Source organism: Burkholderia sp. Ac-20384 (genome assembly GCF_017104605.1).
GTDB classification, from domain to species: domain Bacteria; phylum Pseudomonadota; class Gammaproteobacteria; order Burkholderiales; family Burkholderiaceae; genus Burkholderia; species Burkholderia lata.
This window is the reverse complement of the sequence record NZ_JAAGPE010000003.1, coordinates 1-18,909: the sequence shown is the minus strand read 5'-3', so window position 1 is coordinate 18,909 and position 18,909 is coordinate 1. Positions and strand designations below refer to the sequence as shown.

The window sequence follows — 18,909 nt, the reverse complement described above, 5'->3', positions numbered from 1 at the left end:
CGTGGTCATCGCACGTCTCCCGTCACCGACGGCAGCGCCGTCCTCACGCGCACGGTGCGGCGGCGCGCCAGCCATCCCGTCACGCCATCGGGCATGAACAGCACGCCGAACACGATCGCCGCGCCGTAGAAGATCTGCTCGCCGCCGCCGAAGCGCTGCGCGACGCTCGCGAGCAGCACGAGCAGCACCGCGCCGACCACCGGGCCGAGCGCGTGCCGTTCGCCGCCGACCTTCAGGTATGCGAGCGCGAACGTCGACAGCATGAAGCCGAAGTCGAGCGGGCTGATCACGTTGTTCGAAAACGCCTGCAGCGCGCCCGCCATGCCGGTGACGAACGACGCGATGCAGAAACACAGCACCTTCATCGCATGCACCGGAATGCCGACCGAGCGCACGACGTTGTCGTTGTCCCGAATCGCGACGAACACGCGCCCGACGTGCGAGTGCTCGATCCACGCGAGCAGCAGGATCAGCACGCCCGCCACCGCCACCACGAAGGTCGGGAAGCAGTCGCCGAGCAGCGCCGGCGGAAAGATGCCCACCATCCCCGAGTTGCCGCCCAGCCATTCGGAACGCGTATACAGGATGCGCAGCGCCTCGGTGAACGCGAACCCGATCAGCAGGAAGTACGGGCCCTTGACGCGCAGCGTCACGTAGCCGAACACGGCGCTGACCAGCAGCGCGACGACCCCGCTCGCGAGCAGCGCGATCGCGAACGGCAGTTGCCACAGCGTCGTCGCGGCGCCGCTCGCATACGCGCCGAGGCCGAAGAACGCGGCGACCGCGAAATTGAGCTCGCCGATCAGCAACACGAAGCGCAGGCTGCTCGCCATCATCGCCGCGATCGCGATCCAGATCACGAGGTTCCCCGCGTAGCCGGAACCCGCGGCGACGCTCAGCACTGTGGCCAGCACGACGGCCGGCAAGCCGTAACGAAAGCAACGATCATTCATGGCCGAGCAGCCCCTTCGGTCGAACCAGCAGCACCGCCATCACGAGGACGAAGATCGCGAGGCTCGCGACCGACGGATCGAAATAAAAGCCGACGAAACTCTCGACGACCGCGATGAACAGGCTGCCGAGGATCGCGCCGGCCACGCTGCCCATCCCGCCGATGACGACGGCAATGAAGCCCTTGACCAGGTACGCGTCGCCGAGCGTCGGCGTGACCGCGGCCACCGGCGCGATCAGTGCGCCCGCGACCGCGCCGATCGCGGTAGCCGCGACGAAGCCGCGAAACGCGATGCGCCGGTACGGAATGCCTTGCAGCATCGCGGCCTCGTGGTCGATCGACACCGCGCGCAATGCCTTGCCGAAGCGCGTGCCGCCGAGCGCCAGCGTCACCAGCAGCGTGAGCGCCGCGGCCACGCCGCACAGCACGAGGCGCTGCGCGGCGATGCTGACGCCGAGCACGTCGACGTTGCCGTCGATCAGCGGCGGCACCGGGCGCACGCCGCCGCCGAACAGCTTCATGAAGCCGCCCTCGACCATCAGCACGAGCCCGGCCGACAGGATGAACGAGCCCGTCATGTCGCGCTCGACGCGCTTGAAGCCGGCCTCGTAGACGAGCGCGCCGAATGCCGACGTGACGATCACGCCGAGCACGCAGGCGATCGCGTACGCGAGCCACACGGGCCGGCCGCCGCTCGCGAACCACGGCACCGTCACCGAAACGACCAACGCCGACAGCGTGAAGAACTGGCCGTGCGCGAAATTGACGATGCGCAGCACGCCGAAGATCAGCGTCAGCCCGAGCGCGAACAGAATGTAGACCGCGCCGATCTGCAGCGCGGTGAAGATCAACTGGAGAAGCGTCTGCATGAAACCGCCCGCATCGAAAGGTTGGGTGCGGCCACGCTCAGCGCAGCTCGCCGGACGCGATGCGCGTGACTTCCACGAGCTTGCCGTCCTTGAGCTGCGTGACGATCACCGGCAACAGCATCTGCTGCGGCGAGCCATACACCGCCTTGCCGCCGAATCCCGACTGGCCGCCGTAGAACGACGTGAACGTCACGCCGCCCATCGCCTTCGCGACGTCGGCCGGCGCGGTGCTCTGCGCCTTCTCCATCGCCGCCTTCAGCGCATAGACCGCGTCGTAGATGCCGATCTGCACCGCGTTGATGGAATCGCCGGTCGCTTTGCGCACGCCGTCGTCGAGCGCGCGCTGGTGCGCGGTCGCGGACGCCCCGTCGAGGCTCACCGCCGCGCCCAGGTAGACGCCCTGCACCGCGCTGCCGCCCGTCGCGATCAACCCGCTCGCGCCGGTGCCCACCTCGACGATCTTCACGCCGTTCCAGCCGAGGCCGCCCAGCTCCTTGAACACGATTCCCGCATCGGCCGGCGGCGTCGAGCACAGATCGATGCCGTCCGGCTTGAGCGCGCTCAGCTTCGCCGCGACCGGCTGGAATTCGCTGCTGCCGCGCTCGTACCAGTCGCTCGACACCACCTTGACGCCCACCGCCTCCCACGCCTTGCGCGCGATCTTCTCGGTTTCCTGCCCCGTCGCGTCGTTCGGGTTCAGCAACGCGACGGTCTTGATCGGGTGCGTCTTCGCGATGAAGCCGGTCAGCGGCCGCGCGATCTCGAGCGTGGTGTTCATCTGCGTGAACGTCAGCGGATAGCTCGGCCCCTTGATGCTCGCGCCCCATGCGGTCGTGAACAACAACACGCCCTTGCGCTCGGTCAGCGACTGCAGTGCGCGCACCGGCGCCGTGCCGATGCTGCCGGCGACGAACTTCACGTCGTCCTTGTTGACCAGCGCCTGGGCGACCTTGGCGCCGTCCGCCGCGTTGTACTTGTTGTCGTAGGTCACGCACTCGAAGTTGACCGTCTGACCCTTGACCCGCACGCCGCCCGACGCCGCGATCTCGGCGGCCGCCTTGCGGCACAGCCAGTCCGCGCCGACTCCCCACGGCGCACCGGAGCCGGACAGCGGCACCGACAGCCCGAGCTTGATCGTCTCGCCCGCCGTCGAGAATGGAACATGCGCGCAACAGGCGATGGCGATCGAAGTGCGCAGCAGGCGGCGAATGGTCGGGTGCAACATGGCGGTCTCCTCCGTAAGTGGGGCTGTTTGTGGAAAGCATTAGATTCGCCCTCCGAAGGAAGAACAACGCGCACGCCGGAACGGTTCCGTACATCAAAAGCGAAGGACGCGAAACGATCTGGACAATCAGGGGAAATCCCGACGAACGGCGCACCGGGCGACACCGTCTCGGTCCCCCATCGGGAACACGTGCAGACGGATGACGATTCGCCGTGCGGCGCCCGCTGCCCTTTTCCGTACGCGGCACGTGGTGCGTCACGGCATGCCACCTTTGCAGTCCGAACCAGCAGCCCCATTCGCCGACGAAAGGGCATCGTCGCACCGTCGGCGCCAATGTACGGAACGCGCAACCGCTCACGATTGACCGCTCGACGTGGCGCTCAGTAGCATCGGCCGCGCTGCGTATCGCCGCATTCGGGTTTCGGTCACACCTCCATCGCTACCGCGGAAACACGAATCCGGCACGACCGCGACGAACGCGCATCGCATGCAACCGGACGGGTCGGGGCCCGTGACGACCGGTACATCGACAACAACGAGGAGATCTCACGACAATGAAGCTGTCATTCAAGCAGCGGCTCGCGTTGCCGCTGGTGCTGAGCCTGCTTTGCCTGGTCCTGCTGTCCGTCACCGATGCGTACCGGAGCCGCGAAATGCGCCTCGAAGAACGCAAGCTCGATCTCGTTCATGCCACGCAGATCGCGCTCGCGACGGTCGACACGTTCGCGAAGCGGGCCGCCTCGGGCGCGCTGAGCGTCGACGACGCGCAACGGCAGGCGATGGACGTCATCCGGGGCATGCGCTACGGCGAAGCGGGCTACGGCTACTTCTCGATCGTGAATTCGAAGGGCGTGGTGCTGATGTATCCGTTCGACGCGTCGCTCCAGAACAAGTCGCTGAACGAACTGAGCCCGAAGGTCGCGTCGATCATCCAGGCGCAGATCGACGCGACGCGCCAGACCGGCAGCGCATTCCAGCGCTTCGATTATCCGAAGGAAACCTCCGGGGTCACGACGGACGCCGTACGGGTCGCGTTCATCGACACCTATCGGCCGTGGGACTGGATCATCAACACCAGCCTGTTCGTCGACGACATCGATGCCGCGTTCTACGCGAGCCTGGCGAAAAGCCTCGGCATTTGCGCGGCCATCGCGCTGGTGATGGGCAGCATCGTCGTGGTGATCAATCGCGGCATCGTCCGCACCATGGGCGGCGAGCCCGGCTATGCGGTCGAGATTGCCGGCCGCATCGCGGCGAACGACCTGACGGCCGCCATCGTGACCGCGCCGCACGATCGCGGCAGCGTGCTCTATTCGATGAAGCGGATGCAGGCAAACCTGTCCGGCGCGATCAACGGCATCAAGACGAGCGCCGACTCGATCGCGTCGGCGGCCGCGCAAATTTCGGCCGGCGATCTCGATCTGTCGCGGCGCACCGAGCAACAGGCGGCGTCGCTCGAGGAAACGGCGGCGAGCATGGCGGAACTCTCGTCGCGGGTCAGCCAGAACGCCGACAACGTGCGCCAGGCGAGCCAGGTCGCGGTGCAGGCCGTGCAGGTGGCCGAGCGCTGCAACGGGGTCGTCTCGCAGGTCGTCGACGCGATGGGCAGCATCGACGCCAGCTCCGGCCGGATCGCCGAAATCGTCGGCATCATCGAAAGCATCGCGTTCCAGACCAATATCCTCGCGCTCAATGCCGCCGTGGAAGCGGCGCGGGCGGGCGAGCAGGGGCGCGGGTTCGCGGTCGTCGCGTCGGAGGTGCGTTCGCTCGCGCAGCGTTCGTCGGCGGCGTCGAAGGAGATCCGCGGCCTGATTCACGAATCCGTGGATCGTGTGCGAGGCGGCGTGGCGCTCGTGAACGCGGCGGGCACGTCGATGGCCGAAATCATGCAGGCAATCTCGCGCGTGACGGACCTGATGGAGGAAATCGCGGCCGCTTCGACCGAGCAGGGCCACGGCATCGACCAGGTCAATCAGGCCGTGTCGGAGATGGATCGCGCGACGCAGCACAACGCCGCCTATGTCGAGGAAGTGGCCGCCGCCGCGCAGTCGCTGGACGACCAGAGCAGGCAGCTCGTCGCGATGATCTCGACGTTCATCGTCCGCGACGACGACGACGCGCCGCCGCAACAGGAAGCGCTCGATGCACGCCCGCCTGCCGCGTCCGCGTTCGGGAGGCACGCCGCACCGGTGCGCGAATCGTATGCGGTGTAGCGCGCGCCCCATCGGCTGAGCGAGATCGCGCGGGCCGGATCGCGGCGGACCGGCGGCCCGCCGCAGGCGGTATCAGCGATCCAGCAATCGCCCCAGCCGCATCATCGTGACGTTCACGCCGAGATGGCGCATCGACGGTTGCACGATCACGCAGTTGTCGTACGGCGTGACGATCACGTCGTCGCCGTCGCGCGCGATCTCGGTGCCGGCTTTCTCGATCACTTCGAGCCCCGTGAACGGTTGCGAGAACCGGAAATCCATCGAACGCGCGACGACCGGCTCCGTGATCTCGACGAACTTCTGCCGCACCGGCGCGGCTTGCGTGAGGAACGCCGCGACGTCGTCGCGTGTGACGACGCCCGCATGCAGCAGGAAGCGCGCCGCGCTGTCGAGCGCGACATCGCGTGCGCTCGCGGCGAAGTGCTGGCCCGTCTCGATCAGCAGCGCATTCTTCGCGCTCGCCGGATCGCCGAAGCCGCCGTAATCGCGCAGCCGCGTGCCGTTCGCATGGCCGCGATCGATGATCACGTGCTCCGGCGTGCCGATTGCGGCCGCCAGCGCGATCGCCTTCTCGAGCGGCCCGGTCATCATCAGCGGCGCGGACGCTTCGTGCATCGAATGAATGTCGAGCAGCAGGTCGACCGTATCGAGCAGCGGACGCATCGCGCGCGCACGCGCAAGCTCGCGGCTGTCGCGCGCGCCGTCGAGCGCGGCCGGCGTCCACACGCGATTCATGTCCTCGTCGAGGTAGCGCGTCGCATCGGCGTTCTCCGCGCTGAAGTGCTCGTACGCGCCGACGTTGCCGAAGCCGAGCGACAGGCGGCCCGCAACCGGGCGCAAACCCGCGGCCAGCAACGTGTCCACCGCGATCGCACCGCTGACTTCGTTGCCGTGCGTCAACGCGAGGATCATCACGTGCTTGCCGGGCCGGCCGCTGTCGAACGTGTGCAGATAGTCGATGCCCGTATTGCCCGCGCGCCAGCGCGAGATGTCGGGGAAGGCCACTTCGATCGGATAGGCCGGCAACGCGGCGCGGATGGCTTCAAGCGTGGTCATGTCGGAAAGGCTCAACAGGGTTCGGGGAAGGCGCAGCCGGCGTGGGCCGGTTGCGCCGGATTCAGGCCAGGGGCCGGCGCGTCACGCCTCGGTCGCGCGGGTCGACGGCGCGGTCGCGGCCGCCGCGCCGCGCATCCGGCGGCCGAGCGAGATCACCGACGTGATCCCGAGCACGGCTGTGGCCATCACGTAGAAACTCGGCGCCAGCTTGTTGTGCGTCGCGTCGATCAGCCAGGTCACGATCAGCGGCGCGAAGCCGCCGAACAGCGTCACCGAGAAGTTGTACGACAGCGCGAGGCCCGTGCCGCGCGTGCTCGTCGGGAAGATGTCGGCGAGCAGCGCCGGCAGCGGCGCAAGACTCACCGCGATCAGCAGGCCGACCAGCGCCTGCACCGCGAGCAGCGTCTCGACCGTCGGATAGCGGTTCAACATCACGAACAGCGGCCACGTCGTGACGCCGACCAGGATCAGCGCGATCAGCATCACGCGGATGCGGCCGAAACGATCCGACAGGTGGCCGACGACCGGCGCGGCGACCATCAGCATCGCGCCCGTGACGACCGCGCCGAGATACGACGACGTGGCCGGGATATGCAGCTGCTTGACCGCGTACGTCGGCATGTACAGCTTGTGCACGTAGTTGAACGCCGTGGCCGTCGCGACGACGCCTGCGCCGAGCAGCAGGTTCGCGCGATCGCGAGCGAACACGTCGCGCAGCGGCGACTTCGCGCGCCCCTTCTCGCCGAGCCGGCGGAAATCGGCCGGTTCGTCGATGTTGCGGCGGATGTAGAGTCCGACCGGACCGATCAGCAGCCCGACCGAGAACGCGACGCGCCAGCCCCATGCATGCAGCTGGTCGGTCGTCAGCAGCAGGCTCAGTAGCGCGGACACGCCGGCCGCGAGCACCGTCGCGAGCCCCTGCGTCGACATCTGCCAGCTCGCGAAGAAGCCGCGCCGCTTCGCATCGGCCTGCTCGACCATGAACGCGGTCGCCGCGCCGAATTCGCCGCCGGTCGAGAAGCCCTGCAGCATCCGCGCGACGATGATCAGCAGCGGCGACGCGATGCCGATCTGCGCATACGTCGGCGCGAACGCGATCATCGCGGTGCCGAGCATCATCAGCCCGATCGACATCGTCAGCGATGCCTTGCGACCCGCGCGGTCCGCATAACTGCCGAGCACGATCGAGCCGAGCGGGCGCGTGACGAACGAAATGCCGAATGTGCCCACCGACAGCAGCAGCGAGGTCGCCGCGTCGTGCGTGGGAAAAAACAGCTGGCCGATCACGATCGCGAAATAGCCGTAGATCAGCAGATCGTAGAACTCCAGCGCGTTGCCGATGCTCGCGGCGCAGATCTCGCGCCACGGGTTGTGCGGGGCCGGCGTCGCGGCGTGCGTGTTGCGGGTCATCCCTTGTGCTCCTCCGGTAATGCTGGCCGTCAGGATTTTGAAAGACGGCGCGCGGCGTGGCCGGCGGCCGTTCGGGCCAGTCAAGCGCGGAGTGTAGGCAACGCGGGGCGGGCGTTCGTGCCGTTTCGGCACGCAATCGTGCCGATCGGCGCGCGGCGCCGCCGCCGCTGCCTGCGGAGGCTATGCCTCGCCGTCTTCGCGTGACGGCGCGGTGCGCCAGATCGCGTCCAGTACCGGGTGCGGATCGTTCCGGCGCCGGTACAGCGCGATGTCGAAGCCGATCTGCCAGTCGGCGCCGCCGACGATCGCAAGCTCGCCGCGCCGCACGTCGTCGGCGACGAGCCGCTGCGGCAGCCACGCGAGGCCGAGCCCGCGACGCGCCATCGCCAGGATCGCTTCATACGAATCGGCCTGGTACACGGGACGCAACGTCGGGCGGTTCGGCATTTCGGCCAGATGGCGCGCCAGCACCGCGCGCAGCGTCAGCGTGCGTGCGAACGCGAGCCACGGCACCGGCGCCTGCCCGGCCGGCAGCCGGTAGCGCACGCTGCCGCGCGCGTCGAATGCGCTGACCGGCACCAGCACCTCGCGCGCGACGGTCAGCCAGTCGAAGCGATCGCGATCGATCAGCAGCCGCGTATGCGGGCTCGAATAGACGATCAGCATGTCGGCATCGCCGGCCGTGAGCTGCAGGATTGCTTCCTCGGCGCTGCCGGTCGATATGGTCGCCGTGAAGAAGCCTGCGCGCGCAACCGTTTCGTCGTACCAGTCGGGGAAGAAGGTGGCCGAGAGCGTGCGGCCGGTCGCGATCCGGAGATTGTTCTCCAGCACCGGCGCCGCTTCCTGAAGTTGCGTGCGGGCGCCGTGCAGGATGTCGAGCGCGTTCGACGCCGCATCGAGGAACACGGTGCCGGCCGCCGTCAGTTCGAGCGGCTTCGTGCGTGCGATCAGGCGCGTGCCGACCCATTCCTCGAGCGACCGGATGCGGCGGCCGAACGCCGGATGCGTGACGAAGCGGTTCTCCGCGGCGCGCGTGAAGCTGCGCGTGCGCGCGAGTTCGACGAAGTCTTCGAGCCATTTCAGTTGCATGGCTGGGCTCCTGGGTGGGCGATGAGGTGCGGGGCGGGCTCGCTCGCGAACGGCATGCGTGACGCGAGCGGCGCGGGCCGCGCGTGGCGCCCGATCCTACAGCACCTGCGGCGCGTCGCGCAGCACGGCGCGCAGCGCGGTATCGAACGGCGTCGCGTGATCGATCCCGGCCGCGCGCACGTGCGATGCGTCAAGGTGGCAGTCGTAGGGGCGCGGCGTCGCGTCGGTCGGCTGGTCGATCCGCTTGAGCGCGGCGTCGATGCCGAGCGCGGCCGCGATCCGCTGCGCGATGTCGTACTTCGTCATCGGCTCCTCGCCCGACCAGTGACGGAGGCCCGTGATCGACGCCCCCGCGAGATGGCGCAGCGTCAGGTCGCGGATGACGTCCGCGACGTCCGGCGTATAGGTCGGGTAACGGATCGCCCATGCGTCCATGCCGACCGCGTCGGCGCCCGGTCGGGCGGAGGCGACGATCGCCGGCACGAGGCTCGTGACGGCCGATTCGCTCCAGTCGACGATCGGGCCGAAGAGCAGCGGCAGGCGCAGCACGCACGACAGCGGCGACGCGGCGAGCAGTGCCGCCTCGCCTTCCAGCTTCGTGCGGCCGTAGATGTTCAGCGGATTCGGGACCGCGTCCTCGCGGTACGGAGCCGCCTTGCCGTCGAAGACGTAGTCGGTGGAGATGCCGAGCGTCCAGGCGCCGTAGCGCGCGGCGAGCGCGCCGATGCGGGCCGGCGCGGTGACGTTGATCGCACGGGCACCGGCAGGGTCGCGTTCGCAGACGTCCGGGCGGCGTTCGGCCGCGCAGATGATCACGGCAGCCGGTTGGCGGGTGGCGAAGAGGTGTTCGAGGGCCGGCTCGTCGAGGACGTCGAGTTCAGCGAGGTTTTCCGGGGGCAGTGCGAGGCGTTTTGCGCCTGCGCCTTGCGGGCTCCGGATCGTTGCGACGAGATTCAGCGACGATTCGCGGGCCAGGGATGCGGCAACCGCGCGGCCGAGGAGGCCGGCTGCGCCGATGAGGAGGATGGTCGGGTGCGGCACGGTAGCTATCTATGAAAGGGGAACGGGGATCCTCCAATCTATACAAGAACGGGCAACTGATGTCGACTCCCCTGCCAGGTCGGCTGCGTTTTATCGAGTCGGTATGCAAGCATGTCGACCGTCGGCGTCCACGGATCCTTTGGAGGCAAGCCGATTACTACTTCGCGCCAATAGGCTTTTGCCGACGCGTCGTCGCTCATCTCGGTATCCGCGTTTCTATCCGCTCGATCAACGACGCCTCTCGGGGTTCAGGACCTTCAGGTAAAAAGACGATCGATTTCGAACACACGCGTGAACAGCAACCAGAACAACACGACGTCCAACGCCAGCATCACCACGACACCCAAGGCGACGCCCACGCTGTTGTCCGTCGCTTTCTTCCTGGGCTGCACGGTTGCATCACCCGGTGACACCCGACATTGCGCGGCCACCTCCGCCGGCCAGCGCGGCAGGCTGCTCATTCGCATGGCCAACCAGCGAAACGGGCCCGCCAGCGTCGTGACCGGCGCGAACAACACCGCAAACGGGCCGAACATCTGCCATAGGCGATACACGCCATACAGAAACGGTTCACGGCGGTTCTCGATGGGCAGAAGCACATCCGGTGCCGGCACGCTCGCCGGGCCTTCCTCCATGTAACGCCGGAAGTATTCCCAGTGTGCAAGCAATGGTTCGTCCGGCCCGATACCCTTCGGATGAACCGGCATGACGGCGCCCAGGTAGAACGCATGCGTCACTTGCCCGTTTGCGTCCGGCAAATAGCCGAGCACGCCCCAGTTCAATCCGCCCTTCTTCAGGCAAAACACCAGTTTGTCCCAGTCGAGTGACCACACCCCATTGGGGCCGTTGTGCTGGAACACATGGACCTTGCGCGTGGACCGCACCAGCCGGATCGGCTTGTAGGTGTAGCCCAGCATGTCCTGCTTCCAGTGATAACCCATCAGGATAACCAAAGGTGTCCCGATCGCGCCCGCAAAAATTGCAGCCGATACTGCCGCCACCAAATTATCGATAGTCTTGAAGTTGAGAATTACATCAATCAATGCAGCATATGAAATAACCAGGATCGGCAACGCCATCAGCGTATAAGCCATCCCGCCAAAGCCGCGCCGCATATAGTTTCCGTCGGCTACTTCCATAAAGATTTCATTGCGAGCCACCACCATCTCCAGCGATACCGACTCACCTTTGATAGGCGTTGGCCGCGTTTTATCGAGTGGGTACGCAAGCATGTCGACCGTCGGTTCCCACGGATCCTTTGGAGGCAATCCGATCACTACTTCTCGCCAATAGCGCTTGCTGAACAGTTGGCTCCAGTAGGCCTTCGCAGATGCGTCGTCGCTCATGTCAGTGCCTGGGTTGTTATCCGCTTGATCAACGACGCCTCTCGGGGTTCAGGACCTTCAGGTAAAAAGACGATCGATTTCGAACACGCGCGTGAACAGCAACCAGAACAACACGACGTCCAGCGACAGCATCACCACGACACCCAAGGCGACGCCCACGCTGTTGTCGGTCGCTTTCTTCCTGGGTTGCACGGTTGCATCATCCGGAGACACCTGACATTGCGCGGCCACCTCCGCCGGCCAGCGCGGCAGGCGACTCATTCGCATCCCGATCCAGCGAAACACGCCCGCTAGCGTCGTGAGCGGTGCGAACAGCACCGCGAACGGGCCGAACATCTGCCATAGGCGGTACACCCCATAAAGAAACGGTTCACGTCGGTTTTCGATGGGCAGAAGCACATCCGGTGCCGGCACGCTCGCCGGGCCTTCCTCCATGTAACGACGGAAGTATTCCCAGTGTGCAAGCAACGGCTCGTCCAGCCCGATACCCTTCGGATGAACCGGCATCACGGCGCCCAGGTAAAACGCATGCGTCACTTGTCGGTTCGCGTCCGGCAAATAGCCGAGCACGCCCCAGTTCAATCCGCCCTTCTTCAGGCAAAACACCAGTTTGTCCCAGTCGAGTGACCACACCCCGTCGGGACCGTTGTGCTGGAACACGTGGACCTTGCGTGTGGACCGCACCAGCCGGATCGGCTTGTAGGTGTAGTCCAGCATCTCCAGCTTCCATTGGTAGCCAATCATGAAAAGCAGCGGCATACCTATCAGCAGAAACAGTGCCGAATAAAGCAACGACCACCATATCGACCCGTCCGGATCAAAAAAAATGACCCAAAGGACGATACCCAACGCGAACAGGAACGGGACCAAAAGCAATGAAAACATCATCCCGCCGAAACCGCGTCGCATATAGCGACCGTCCGCTACTTCCAGGTAGGTTGCGTTGCACGCAACAGCCATACCCTGGTCAGTTGGCGCACCTTCAATACGTGCCGGCTTGCTCCTGTCAAGCCGGTACGCGAGCATCTCGGCTGTGGGTTCCCACGGATCTTTCGGCGGCAATCCAAACTGCACCTCACGCCAATAACGCTTGCTGAACAGTTGGCTCCAATAGGTCTTTGCCGACGTGTCGTCGCTCATCTCGGTACCCGCGTTGTTATCCGCTTGATCAACGACGCCTCTCGGAATCCAGGACCTTCAGGTAAAAAGACGATCGATTTCGAACACGCGCGTGAACAACAACCAGAACAACACGACATCCAGCGCCAGCATCACCACGACACCCATCGCGACGCCCACGCTGTTGTCCGTCGCTTTCTTCCTGGGTTGCACGGTTGCATCATCCGGGGACACCTGACTTTGCTCCTCCACCTCTGCCGGCCAGCGCGGCAAGCTGCTCATTCGCATGGCCAACCAGCGAAAGAGGCCCGCCAGCGTCGTGAGCGGAGCAAACAATATCGCGAACGGGCCGAACATCTGCCACAGTCGCTGCACGCCATAAAGGAACGGCTCGCGACGATTCTCGATAGGCAGCAGAAATTCCGGAACAGGCATGCCCGCCGGACCTTCTTCCATGTAGCGACGAAAGTATTCCCAGTGTGCAAGCAACGGCTCATCCGCCCGCATACCGCCCGGGTGGACCGGCATGACGTTGCCGAGATAGAAGGCCTTCGTCACCTGACCGTTCTCGTCAGGCAAATAACCTAGCGCCCCCCAGTTCAGCCCGCTCTTCTTCAAGCAGAACACCATCTTGTCCCAATCGAGCGACCAGGTGCCGTCGGGGCCGCTGTGCTGGAACACGTGAACCGTGCGTGTCGAGCGCACCAGCCGAATCGGTTTGCAGGTATAGCCCAACATGTCCTGCTTCCACTGGTATCCCACCCAAACAAACAAAGGGATGAACAATAGAAAAATCAGCAAGGAAGCGAAAACCAGAGGGAGTGTCACTCCGTAATTTGCAAAACCATAAAAAGGAATAGCCAAGAAGGCAATAATTGGCAATTCAAACAATGAAAACACCATTCCACCGAATCCACGCCGCGCATACTGGCTGTCGGCTACTTCCATGTAGGTTTCGTTGCGTACGACTACCATGTCCAGCGAAGCCGGTTGGCAATCTACTTTCGCTGGCTTTGCTTTACTGAGGACGTAAGCAAGCATCTCCCCCGTCGGCGTCCAAGGCTCCTTCGGAGGCAATCCAATCACCACCTCGCGCCAATAGCGCTCGCTGAACAGTTGTCCCCAATAGGCCTTTGCCGACGCGTCGTCGCTCATCTCGGTGCCCGCGTTTTTATCCGCTCGATCAACGACGCCTCTCGGGGTTCAGGACCTTCAGGTAAAAAGACGATCGATTTCGAACACGCGCGTGAACAGCAACCAGAACAACACGACATCCAGCGCCAGCATCACCACGACACCCAAGGCGACGCCCACGCTGTTGTCCGTCGCCTTCTTCCTGGGTTGCACGGTGGCATCGTCCGGTGACACCTGACATTGCGCGGCCACCTCCGCTGGCCAGCGCGGCAGGCGACTCATTCGCAAGCCGAGCCAACGGAACAAACCCGCCAGTGTCGTAACCGGCGCGAACAACACTGCGAACGGGCCGAACATCTGCCATAGGCGATACACACCATACAGAAACGGTTCACGCCGGTTCTCGATGGGCAGAAGCAGATCCGGAGCAGGCACGCTCGCCGGGCCTTCCTCCATGTAACGACGGAAGTATTCCCAGTGAGCAAGCAGTGGTTCGTCCGGCCCGATACCCTTCGGGTGAACCGGCATGACGGCGCCCAGGTAAAACGCATGCGTCACTTGCCTGTCCGCGTCCGGTAAATAGCCGAGCACGCCCCAGTTCAATCCGCCCTTCTTCAGGCAGAACACCAGCTTGTCCCAATCGAGCGACCACACCCCGTCGGGGCCGTTGTGCTGGAACACATGGACCTTGCGTGTGGCGCGCACCAGCCGGATCGGCTTGTAGGTATAGCTCAACATGTCCTGCTTCCATTGATAGCCGATCATGAAAAGCAAAGGGACGCCCAATATCACAAGCAACGCCAGAAGCACCAGCGAAAGCGCAATCGAGTCGAATCGATTGGTAAAGACCGAGATCAATACCAGCGTGTCGACAAACAGAAGCGGCATCAGCAGCAGCGTGAACACCATCCCGCCGAAGCCACGTCGCATGTATCGACTATCGGCGACTTCCAGATAGGAGGCGTTGTACGACACGGCCATATCCAGCGACGTCGGCTGCCCGGTGATCCGTGCCGGCTTCGTCTTGCCAAGTTCGTACGCGAGCATTTCGCTCGTCGGCGCCCAAGGATCCTTCGGCGGCATGCCGAACTCGGCTTCGAGCCAGTAACGCTTGCTGAACAGTTGGCTCCAGTAGGCCTTCAACGACGAGTCATTACTCATATTTCTTACCCTGCAATTGCGTTTTCGTAGTTCTTCTGTTCCTCTGGACCATCGTCGAAGCTGTTTTCAGGCCCCCAGAGACAGTTGCGCGTCCAGGTCAACGTCGGCGGATCCTTGAAAATATCTATCGTGACCGTCAGGATCAGGATCACGGCCGTAACGATCCACGCCGGTGGCCCCAACGCTTCCACCTCGGCTCCGCTCGCAATCGCGACAAACAATGCGCGAGTCAAGCCGAAAGTCAAATAGGCCTCCCCGGACATTCGGGTGAAATACAGCACGACCATCCCGCCTTCGCGTCGTTTCCATGCTTCGGCAAGATTCACGGCATCCATGCCGGTTGCAATCCACATTGCCACAACGCCCGCGCCCGCACCACCCACTTTTACAAAGCGCAGAAACCCACCACCCAGGCTCTTGGCCACCGGCCCCAGCAACGGCAATCGCCGCACACCGGCCGACTTGATGCCGGTGCTGACCAGGTCCAGCGTGCCCCCCACCAAACCAACCGTCGCAGTCCTGAACGCCCACGCCACGCGCCCCTGTTCGCTCTTCATCGCCTTGCCCATCGCGTCCTCTGCATTCGCCCACCCCAGCGTCGAAAACACCATCGACACCGACGCGAGCATGCCTGGCGATCGCGCATAGCGCAGCACCGTGCCCATATAGCTGCTGACCGAGACCTTCGTGACCACCTCCGCGCCCGGCGCCTTCCCGAGCGACAGCAATCGGTCGGCCGCGAGTTTGCCCTGCGCTTCGGAAGGCAGCCGATACAACGCGTCCTTGTCGGCCTCGCTGGCGTCCAGCAGCAGGTTCCACGACCGGACTTCCTCGTCGAGGCTGTAGCCGGCCTTCTTCGCCTCCTCTTCCAGGATGGCCATCCGCGCCTGCACGATCATCGCCCGATCGGCCTTGTCCGGACCGCTCGCGGCAGGCTGCAGGGTTTCCAGCGCCTGGTGCATCTCGGTGAACACGTCGCGCCGCGTGCCCACCACCTGCAACCGCTGCACCGGCATGCCTGCGTGCATCCCCAGTACCGTCTTCAGGTCTTCGGACGCCGGGTTGCGTTCCTTGATCGCGGCCACCATCCGCGGCCCGAGTTCCACGATCAGTTCCGGCAGCGTATTCTTGCTGTCGATCGTCTTGTACGCATTTTCCCCGGCCATCTTGAGCTTGCTGATCACGGTCTTGTACAGCGAAAACAGCTTCGCCCATTTGCCGGGGTTCGGCAGATGGTTCGCCGTATCGGCCGTCTTGCCGTCGTCCTTTTGCGCGCCCGCACTGACCTCTGAAGCATGGGCCTTCAGCTCGGGATGGTTGAAGAACAGCGATCGCCATATCAGGTTGTGAGCGGCCATGCCGCCTTGCAACCATTCATCGTAGAGCTTCACGCACGGCGCATAGCCCCCCGTCCCCATCACGCACGCAGCAAACAACGCGGTAAAGCCAACCCCGGTGTTGATGTCCTTCGCGTCGAAGTGGTAATCGAACACCGTCGTCATGCCGGCGCTTCGCATCCAGGCCACGTGGGCTTTTGCGAGCGGCAGCATGATCCGGTTGTCGTAGTCGTCGGACGCCTTTTCATACTGCTCCCGATACGTCTTGCGCAGGTTGGGATTGATCAGCTTGTCGTACTTGCCCCACTCCTCCTTGCGCGCGTGCTCGAGATCGGCCGCCGTGAACTTCACCTTCTTGGCCTCGTCGAGCAGCGGCTGCATCTGCTTGCGATAGCTTTCCAGCAGGAAAGCCGTCCCGCCGCTATTCACCAGCTGGTTGTAATCGTCCTGCGATTTCCGGACCCGGCTGTTGTACAGATTCATCTCGGCCTGACGTTCGACCGCGGCCTGCAGGTTCGTCAGGTTCGTATCCAGGTCGGTCGGCCGTTTCCACTGATCCGAGAATCCCTCCCATCGCGCATTCATGTACGCCGGAATTTCCTGCGCGATGCCGGCCGGATCCTGGAGCGCCAGCACCAGACCCTTCGCGGGCGCCAACCCGTCACATACCTTCTTGAGCGTCGTGGCGGACAGGATGTCGCGGCACAGGAACGGACTCCAGCGCAGCGCGCTCACCTCGTCCAGGAGCGTCATCGCATATTCGGCGACGATCATGTCGACCTGATAGATCTGGAACGCGTGCTCGGGTTGCGGCGCCCCCGACGTGCCGTGGTTGTACCAGGCGCCGATATCGACGAGACGCATGAACTTCTTCCGCTCTTTCGCGGACAATCCCGCATTGTTGTCGCGAATCGCCTTGGTCCACCACGCGTCGGAAAACCCGAACCACACCTTGCCCGCGCTGGCGGGATCCTGGATCGTGATCACCGACGCATTGGCCAGCTTGTTCGCGTCGCGCTTGCAGTCCTCGTGGAAACGATCGCCACCGGGCGGTTTGTCGTCGACGAGCGGCACGCTCGACAGGATTCCCGATTCATCGACGGCATACGCTTCCCAGTGCTGGTGCGTCTCGTAGAACAGGTACAGGTAGCCGGGGCGCAACGTGCGACCCGTATAGACGGTTTCGTTGACGTCCAGCGGCACCTCGGCCGGCCCCAGCAGCGCTGTCGCGTCGGGTGGCGGGTGCGGGACCTTGTAGGTCCCGAACGTCTTCGTCGGCGCGATGCCATAGCGGATCGGCAGGATCGGCAATCCTTTCTTTTCACAGAAGGGGCAGGGTGTCGTCATCAACTCGCTCCTTGCGTCGAGTGATCGGTATTCGCCGGTGCAACACGTCTCGCATCGGCCGCTCGCTCCAGATCCCGAACGATGGCCCGCCAGTCGTCATCGCTCCAGAGCGACGTGAGACGCCGGTAACGGGTGGGGTGCCCCGCGCACTGCTGCAACGTCGCCATGACTTCGGGGTGCGTATCGAACCCCGGATGCTTCAACATTCCGTGCCGTGCAAACGCCACGACGTCGTCGCGCTCGCTCAGGCCATGCGCTTCGGCCCTGACGAGCCACGCTTCGACCTGCGGCCCGTACAGCAGCGGCTCGGCACGCCACGCGGGCTCGGTTTCAAGTGCGGCGTGCACCGCACCGATACGCCCGATGCGACGCCACACCGGCTCGCCTGGCGCGAAGCGCACGTGATGCGATCCCTGCAACGGCGTCGATTGCGCAAACCACGCGCCACCCGACGGGAACGTCCACACCGACACCGGTCCGAACAGCACGGACCGCTGGCCCGCGTCGAGCATCCAGCCCAGATGCAGGAATACGACCGGGTCGTAGAAGCGGAATACGCCACGCGCGCCATCGGGAAAATGCGGCACGAGCAATTGCCGCAAATGCGCGCGCACGTATGCGGACACCGCGTCGGACTGCAGCAGCCCGACGCACAGCGATGCGGCGATCGCCTCGTCGCGATCGGTCAGCAAGCGCAACGCCTGCGTGCGTTGCACGTCGCTCAAATCCTGCCAGGCCAGCAGGGACGGCAACTGCCGCGACTGCGCGTCGAATCCGGGCGGCGCCAGCGCACGCAACGGGAAGTCTTGCCACGACAGCATCGCGTCCACGTCGCCCTGCAACGGGTCGAGCAGCAGGAAGTGGCGCGCATCGAGCGCGTGACCGTCGAAGTCGATGCGTTCCATCGTTAGCCCGCCGGCAGCATGACGACGCTGTCGTGGCTCGCGGCCGCGCCCGACAGGCGCAACTGGCAATCCGTCGCGCTGCTGCTGCCCAGCGAGGCTTGCCCGCCCGCGCCTCGCGGCCCGGTCAATTCGCGCTGCGCCGACTTGAATTCCACCCGCCCCGGCGCGCCGACCTCGATATTGCCGCCCTCCATCTTCAGGTACGCTTTCGCGGCATTCAGCAGCAGACGCTTCGGTGCCTGCAGATTCGCCGCGCCCTGGCTGCTCGACAGCACGACCGCCTGCTGCGCGGCCGCGCCGAGCGTGCCCGCATTCTGCGCCTGCAGGCTTACCGCGCCGGAGGCCGCGTGCAACGCGATGCCTTGCCCCGCGACGGGCCGCTCGCCCGCGGCGTTGCCCTGTGTATAGAACGCGACGCCGTGCGTCGCCGCCAGGGTTGTCTTGCCCTTGGCCGTCCATTGCAGATCCTGGCCGGCGCTCAGCACGGTCTCCGTCCCCGACACCCAGACCTGGCTGCCGGGCGTCACGGCGGCGAGACCGTCCGCGCCATGCGCGACGACATGCGGACGCGACCATGCGACAGCGCTACCGCTTCCGCCGCCGGCCTGGGCAGACGTTCGGCCGTTGCGCTTTTCGGCCAGCGCCTGCTCGCTCTGCTGCAACCCGGTCACGGCGGCGGATTGCGTCGACGTGCCGGGCCCCGTC

15 protein-coding genes are annotated in these 18,909 nt (G+C 64.9%); 1 reads left to right on the top strand and 14 read right to left on the bottom strand.

Features of this window, described 5'->3' with window-relative positions; all coding sequences use genetic code 11:
• Positions 1-5: 5 nt before the first annotated feature.
• From G3O00_RS01085 to G3O00_RS01075, 3 genes are read right to left on the bottom strand one after another with little or no spacing between them, the layout of a single operon-like run.
• A complete protein-coding gene (locus G3O00_RS01085; protein WP_206141734.1) occupies positions 6-953 on the bottom strand; it encodes a branched-chain amino acid ABC transporter permease in 948 nt (315 codons plus the stop codon).
• Positions 946-1,821, bottom strand: a complete 876-nt coding sequence (locus G3O00_RS01080) for a branched-chain amino acid ABC transporter permease (RefSeq protein ID WP_174929020.1) — start codon at positions 1,819-1,821, stop codon at positions 946-948. The genes G3O00_RS01085 and G3O00_RS01080 overlap by 8 nt, the downstream gene beginning before the upstream one ends.
• A gap of 37 nt (positions 1,822-1,858) precedes the next feature.
• Complete coding sequence (locus tag G3O00_RS01075; RefSeq protein ID WP_174929019.1) at positions 1,859-3,046, bottom strand: ABC transporter substrate-binding protein; 1,188 nt, start codon at positions 3,044-3,046, stop codon at positions 1,859-1,861.
• A 554-nt stretch (positions 3,047-3,600) separates the two neighbouring features.
• On the opposite strand from G3O00_RS01075, the gene G3O00_RS01070 reads away from it, so the two are divergent.
• Positions 3,601-5,259 (top strand): methyl-accepting chemotaxis protein, encoded by a 1,659-nt coding sequence (locus tag G3O00_RS01070; protein WP_174929018.1) that lies wholly within the window; start codon positions 3,601-3,603, stop codon positions 5,257-5,259.
• A gap of 72 nt (positions 5,260-5,331) precedes the next feature.
• On the opposite strand, the gene G3O00_RS01065 is transcribed toward G3O00_RS01070, so the two are convergent.
• From G3O00_RS01065 to G3O00_RS01015, 11 genes are all read right to left on the bottom strand, one after another.
• Positions 5,332-6,315, bottom strand: coding sequence for a succinylglutamate desuccinylase/aspartoacylase family protein (locus G3O00_RS01065; RefSeq protein WP_174929017.1), 984 nt, complete (start codon positions 6,313-6,315; stop codon positions 5,332-5,334).
• 81 nt (positions 6,316-6,396) lie between these two features.
• Positions 6,397-7,725: an MFS transporter gene (locus G3O00_RS01060; protein ID WP_011350286.1), complete on the bottom strand. Its 1,329-nt coding sequence runs from the start codon at positions 7,723-7,725 to the stop codon at positions 6,397-6,399.
• A 180-nt stretch (positions 7,726-7,905) separates the two neighbouring features.
• Positions 7,906-8,814 carry a LysR substrate-binding domain-containing protein gene (locus tag G3O00_RS01055; RefSeq protein ID WP_174929016.1) on the bottom strand — a complete coding sequence of 303 codons (909 nt, stop codon included), beginning with the start codon at positions 8,812-8,814 and terminating at the stop codon, positions 7,906-7,908.
• Between the two features lie 96 nt (positions 8,815-8,910).
• Positions 8,911-9,855 (bottom strand): SDR family oxidoreductase, encoded by a 945-nt coding sequence (locus tag G3O00_RS01050; RefSeq protein ID WP_206141733.1) that lies wholly within the window; start codon positions 9,853-9,855, stop codon positions 8,911-8,913.
• Between the two features lie 257 nt (positions 9,856-10,112).
• Positions 10,113-11,201, bottom strand: coding sequence for a hypothetical protein (locus G3O00_RS01045; RefSeq protein WP_206141732.1), 1,089 nt, complete (start codon positions 11,199-11,201; stop codon positions 10,113-10,115).
• A gap of 57 nt (positions 11,202-11,258) precedes the next feature.
• Positions 11,259-12,341: a hypothetical protein gene (locus G3O00_RS01040; protein ID WP_206141731.1), complete on the bottom strand. Its 1,083-nt coding sequence runs from the start codon at positions 12,339-12,341 to the stop codon at positions 11,259-11,261.
• A 57-nt stretch (positions 12,342-12,398) separates the two neighbouring features.
• Positions 12,399-13,475: a hypothetical protein gene (locus G3O00_RS01035; protein ID WP_206141730.1), complete on the bottom strand. Its 1,077-nt coding sequence runs from the start codon at positions 13,473-13,475 to the stop codon at positions 12,399-12,401.
• Between the two features lie 57 nt (positions 13,476-13,532).
• Complete coding sequence (locus G3O00_RS01030) at positions 13,533-14,597, bottom strand: hypothetical protein (RefSeq protein WP_241024882.1); 1,065 nt, start codon at positions 14,595-14,597, stop codon at positions 13,533-13,535.
• Between the two features lie 23 nt (positions 14,598-14,620).
• Positions 14,621-17,299: a T6SS effector BTH_I2691 family protein gene (locus tag G3O00_RS01025; RefSeq protein WP_206141728.1), complete on the bottom strand. Its 2,679-nt coding sequence runs from the start codon at positions 17,297-17,299 to the stop codon at positions 14,621-14,623.
• Positions 17,299-18,204 carry a DUF4123 domain-containing protein gene (locus tag G3O00_RS01020; protein WP_206141727.1) on the bottom strand — a complete coding sequence of 302 codons (906 nt, stop codon included), beginning with the start codon at positions 18,202-18,204 and terminating at the stop codon, positions 17,299-17,301. Before G3O00_RS01020 ends, G3O00_RS01025 begins: the two co-directional genes overlap by 1 nt.
• A gap of 2 nt (positions 18,205-18,206) precedes the next feature.
• Positions 18,207-18,909 (bottom strand): DUF2345 domain-containing protein (locus G3O00_RS01015; protein WP_206141726.1); only part of this gene is annotated, 703 nt, incomplete at its 5' end.

What these genes read in the sequence shown, in the direction of transcription:
- G3O00_RS01085 (WP_206141734.1), bottom strand. Translation starts at nt 953, where the DNA reads ATGAATGATCGTTGCTTTCGTTACGGCTTGCCGGCCGTCGTGCTGGCC.
- G3O00_RS01080 (WP_174929020.1), bottom strand. Translation starts at nt 1,821, where the DNA reads ATGCAGACGCTTCTCCAGTTGATCTTCACCGCGCTGCAGATCGGCGCG.
- G3O00_RS01075 (WP_174929019.1), bottom strand. Translation starts at nt 3,046, where the DNA reads ATGTTGCACCCGACCATTCGCCGCCTGCTGCGCACTTCGATCGCCATC.
- G3O00_RS01070 (WP_174929018.1), top strand. Translation starts at nt 3,601, where the DNA reads ATGAAGCTGTCATTCAAGCAGCGGCTCGCGTTGCCGCTGGTGCTGAGC.
- G3O00_RS01065 (WP_174929017.1), bottom strand. Translation starts at nt 6,315, where the DNA reads ATGACCACGCTTGAAGCCATCCGCGCCGCGTTGCCGGCCTATCCGATC.
- G3O00_RS01060 (WP_011350286.1), bottom strand. Translation starts at nt 7,725, where the DNA reads ATGACCCGCAACACGCACGCCGCGACGCCGGCCCCGCACAACCCGTGG.
- G3O00_RS01055 (WP_174929016.1), bottom strand. Translation starts at nt 8,814, where the DNA reads ATGCAACTGAAATGGCTCGAAGACTTCGTCGAACTCGCGCGCACGCGC.
- G3O00_RS01045 (WP_206141732.1), bottom strand. Translation starts at nt 11,201, where the DNA reads ATGAGCGACGACGCATCTGCGAAGGCCTACTGGAGCCAACTGTTCAGC.
- G3O00_RS01040 (WP_206141731.1), bottom strand. Translation starts at nt 12,341, where the DNA reads ATGAGCGACGACACGTCGGCAAAGACCTATTGGAGCCAACTGTTCAGC.
- G3O00_RS01035 (WP_206141730.1), bottom strand. Translation starts at nt 13,475, where the DNA reads ATGAGCGACGACGCGTCGGCAAAGGCCTATTGGGGACAACTGTTCAGC.
- G3O00_RS01025 (WP_206141728.1), bottom strand. Translation starts at nt 17,299, where the DNA reads ATGACGACACCCTGCCCCTTCTGTGAAAAGAAAGGATTGCCGATCCTG.
- G3O00_RS01020 (WP_206141727.1), bottom strand. Translation starts at nt 18,204, where the DNA reads ATGGAACGCATCGACTTCGACGGTCACGCGCTCGATGCGCGCCACTTC.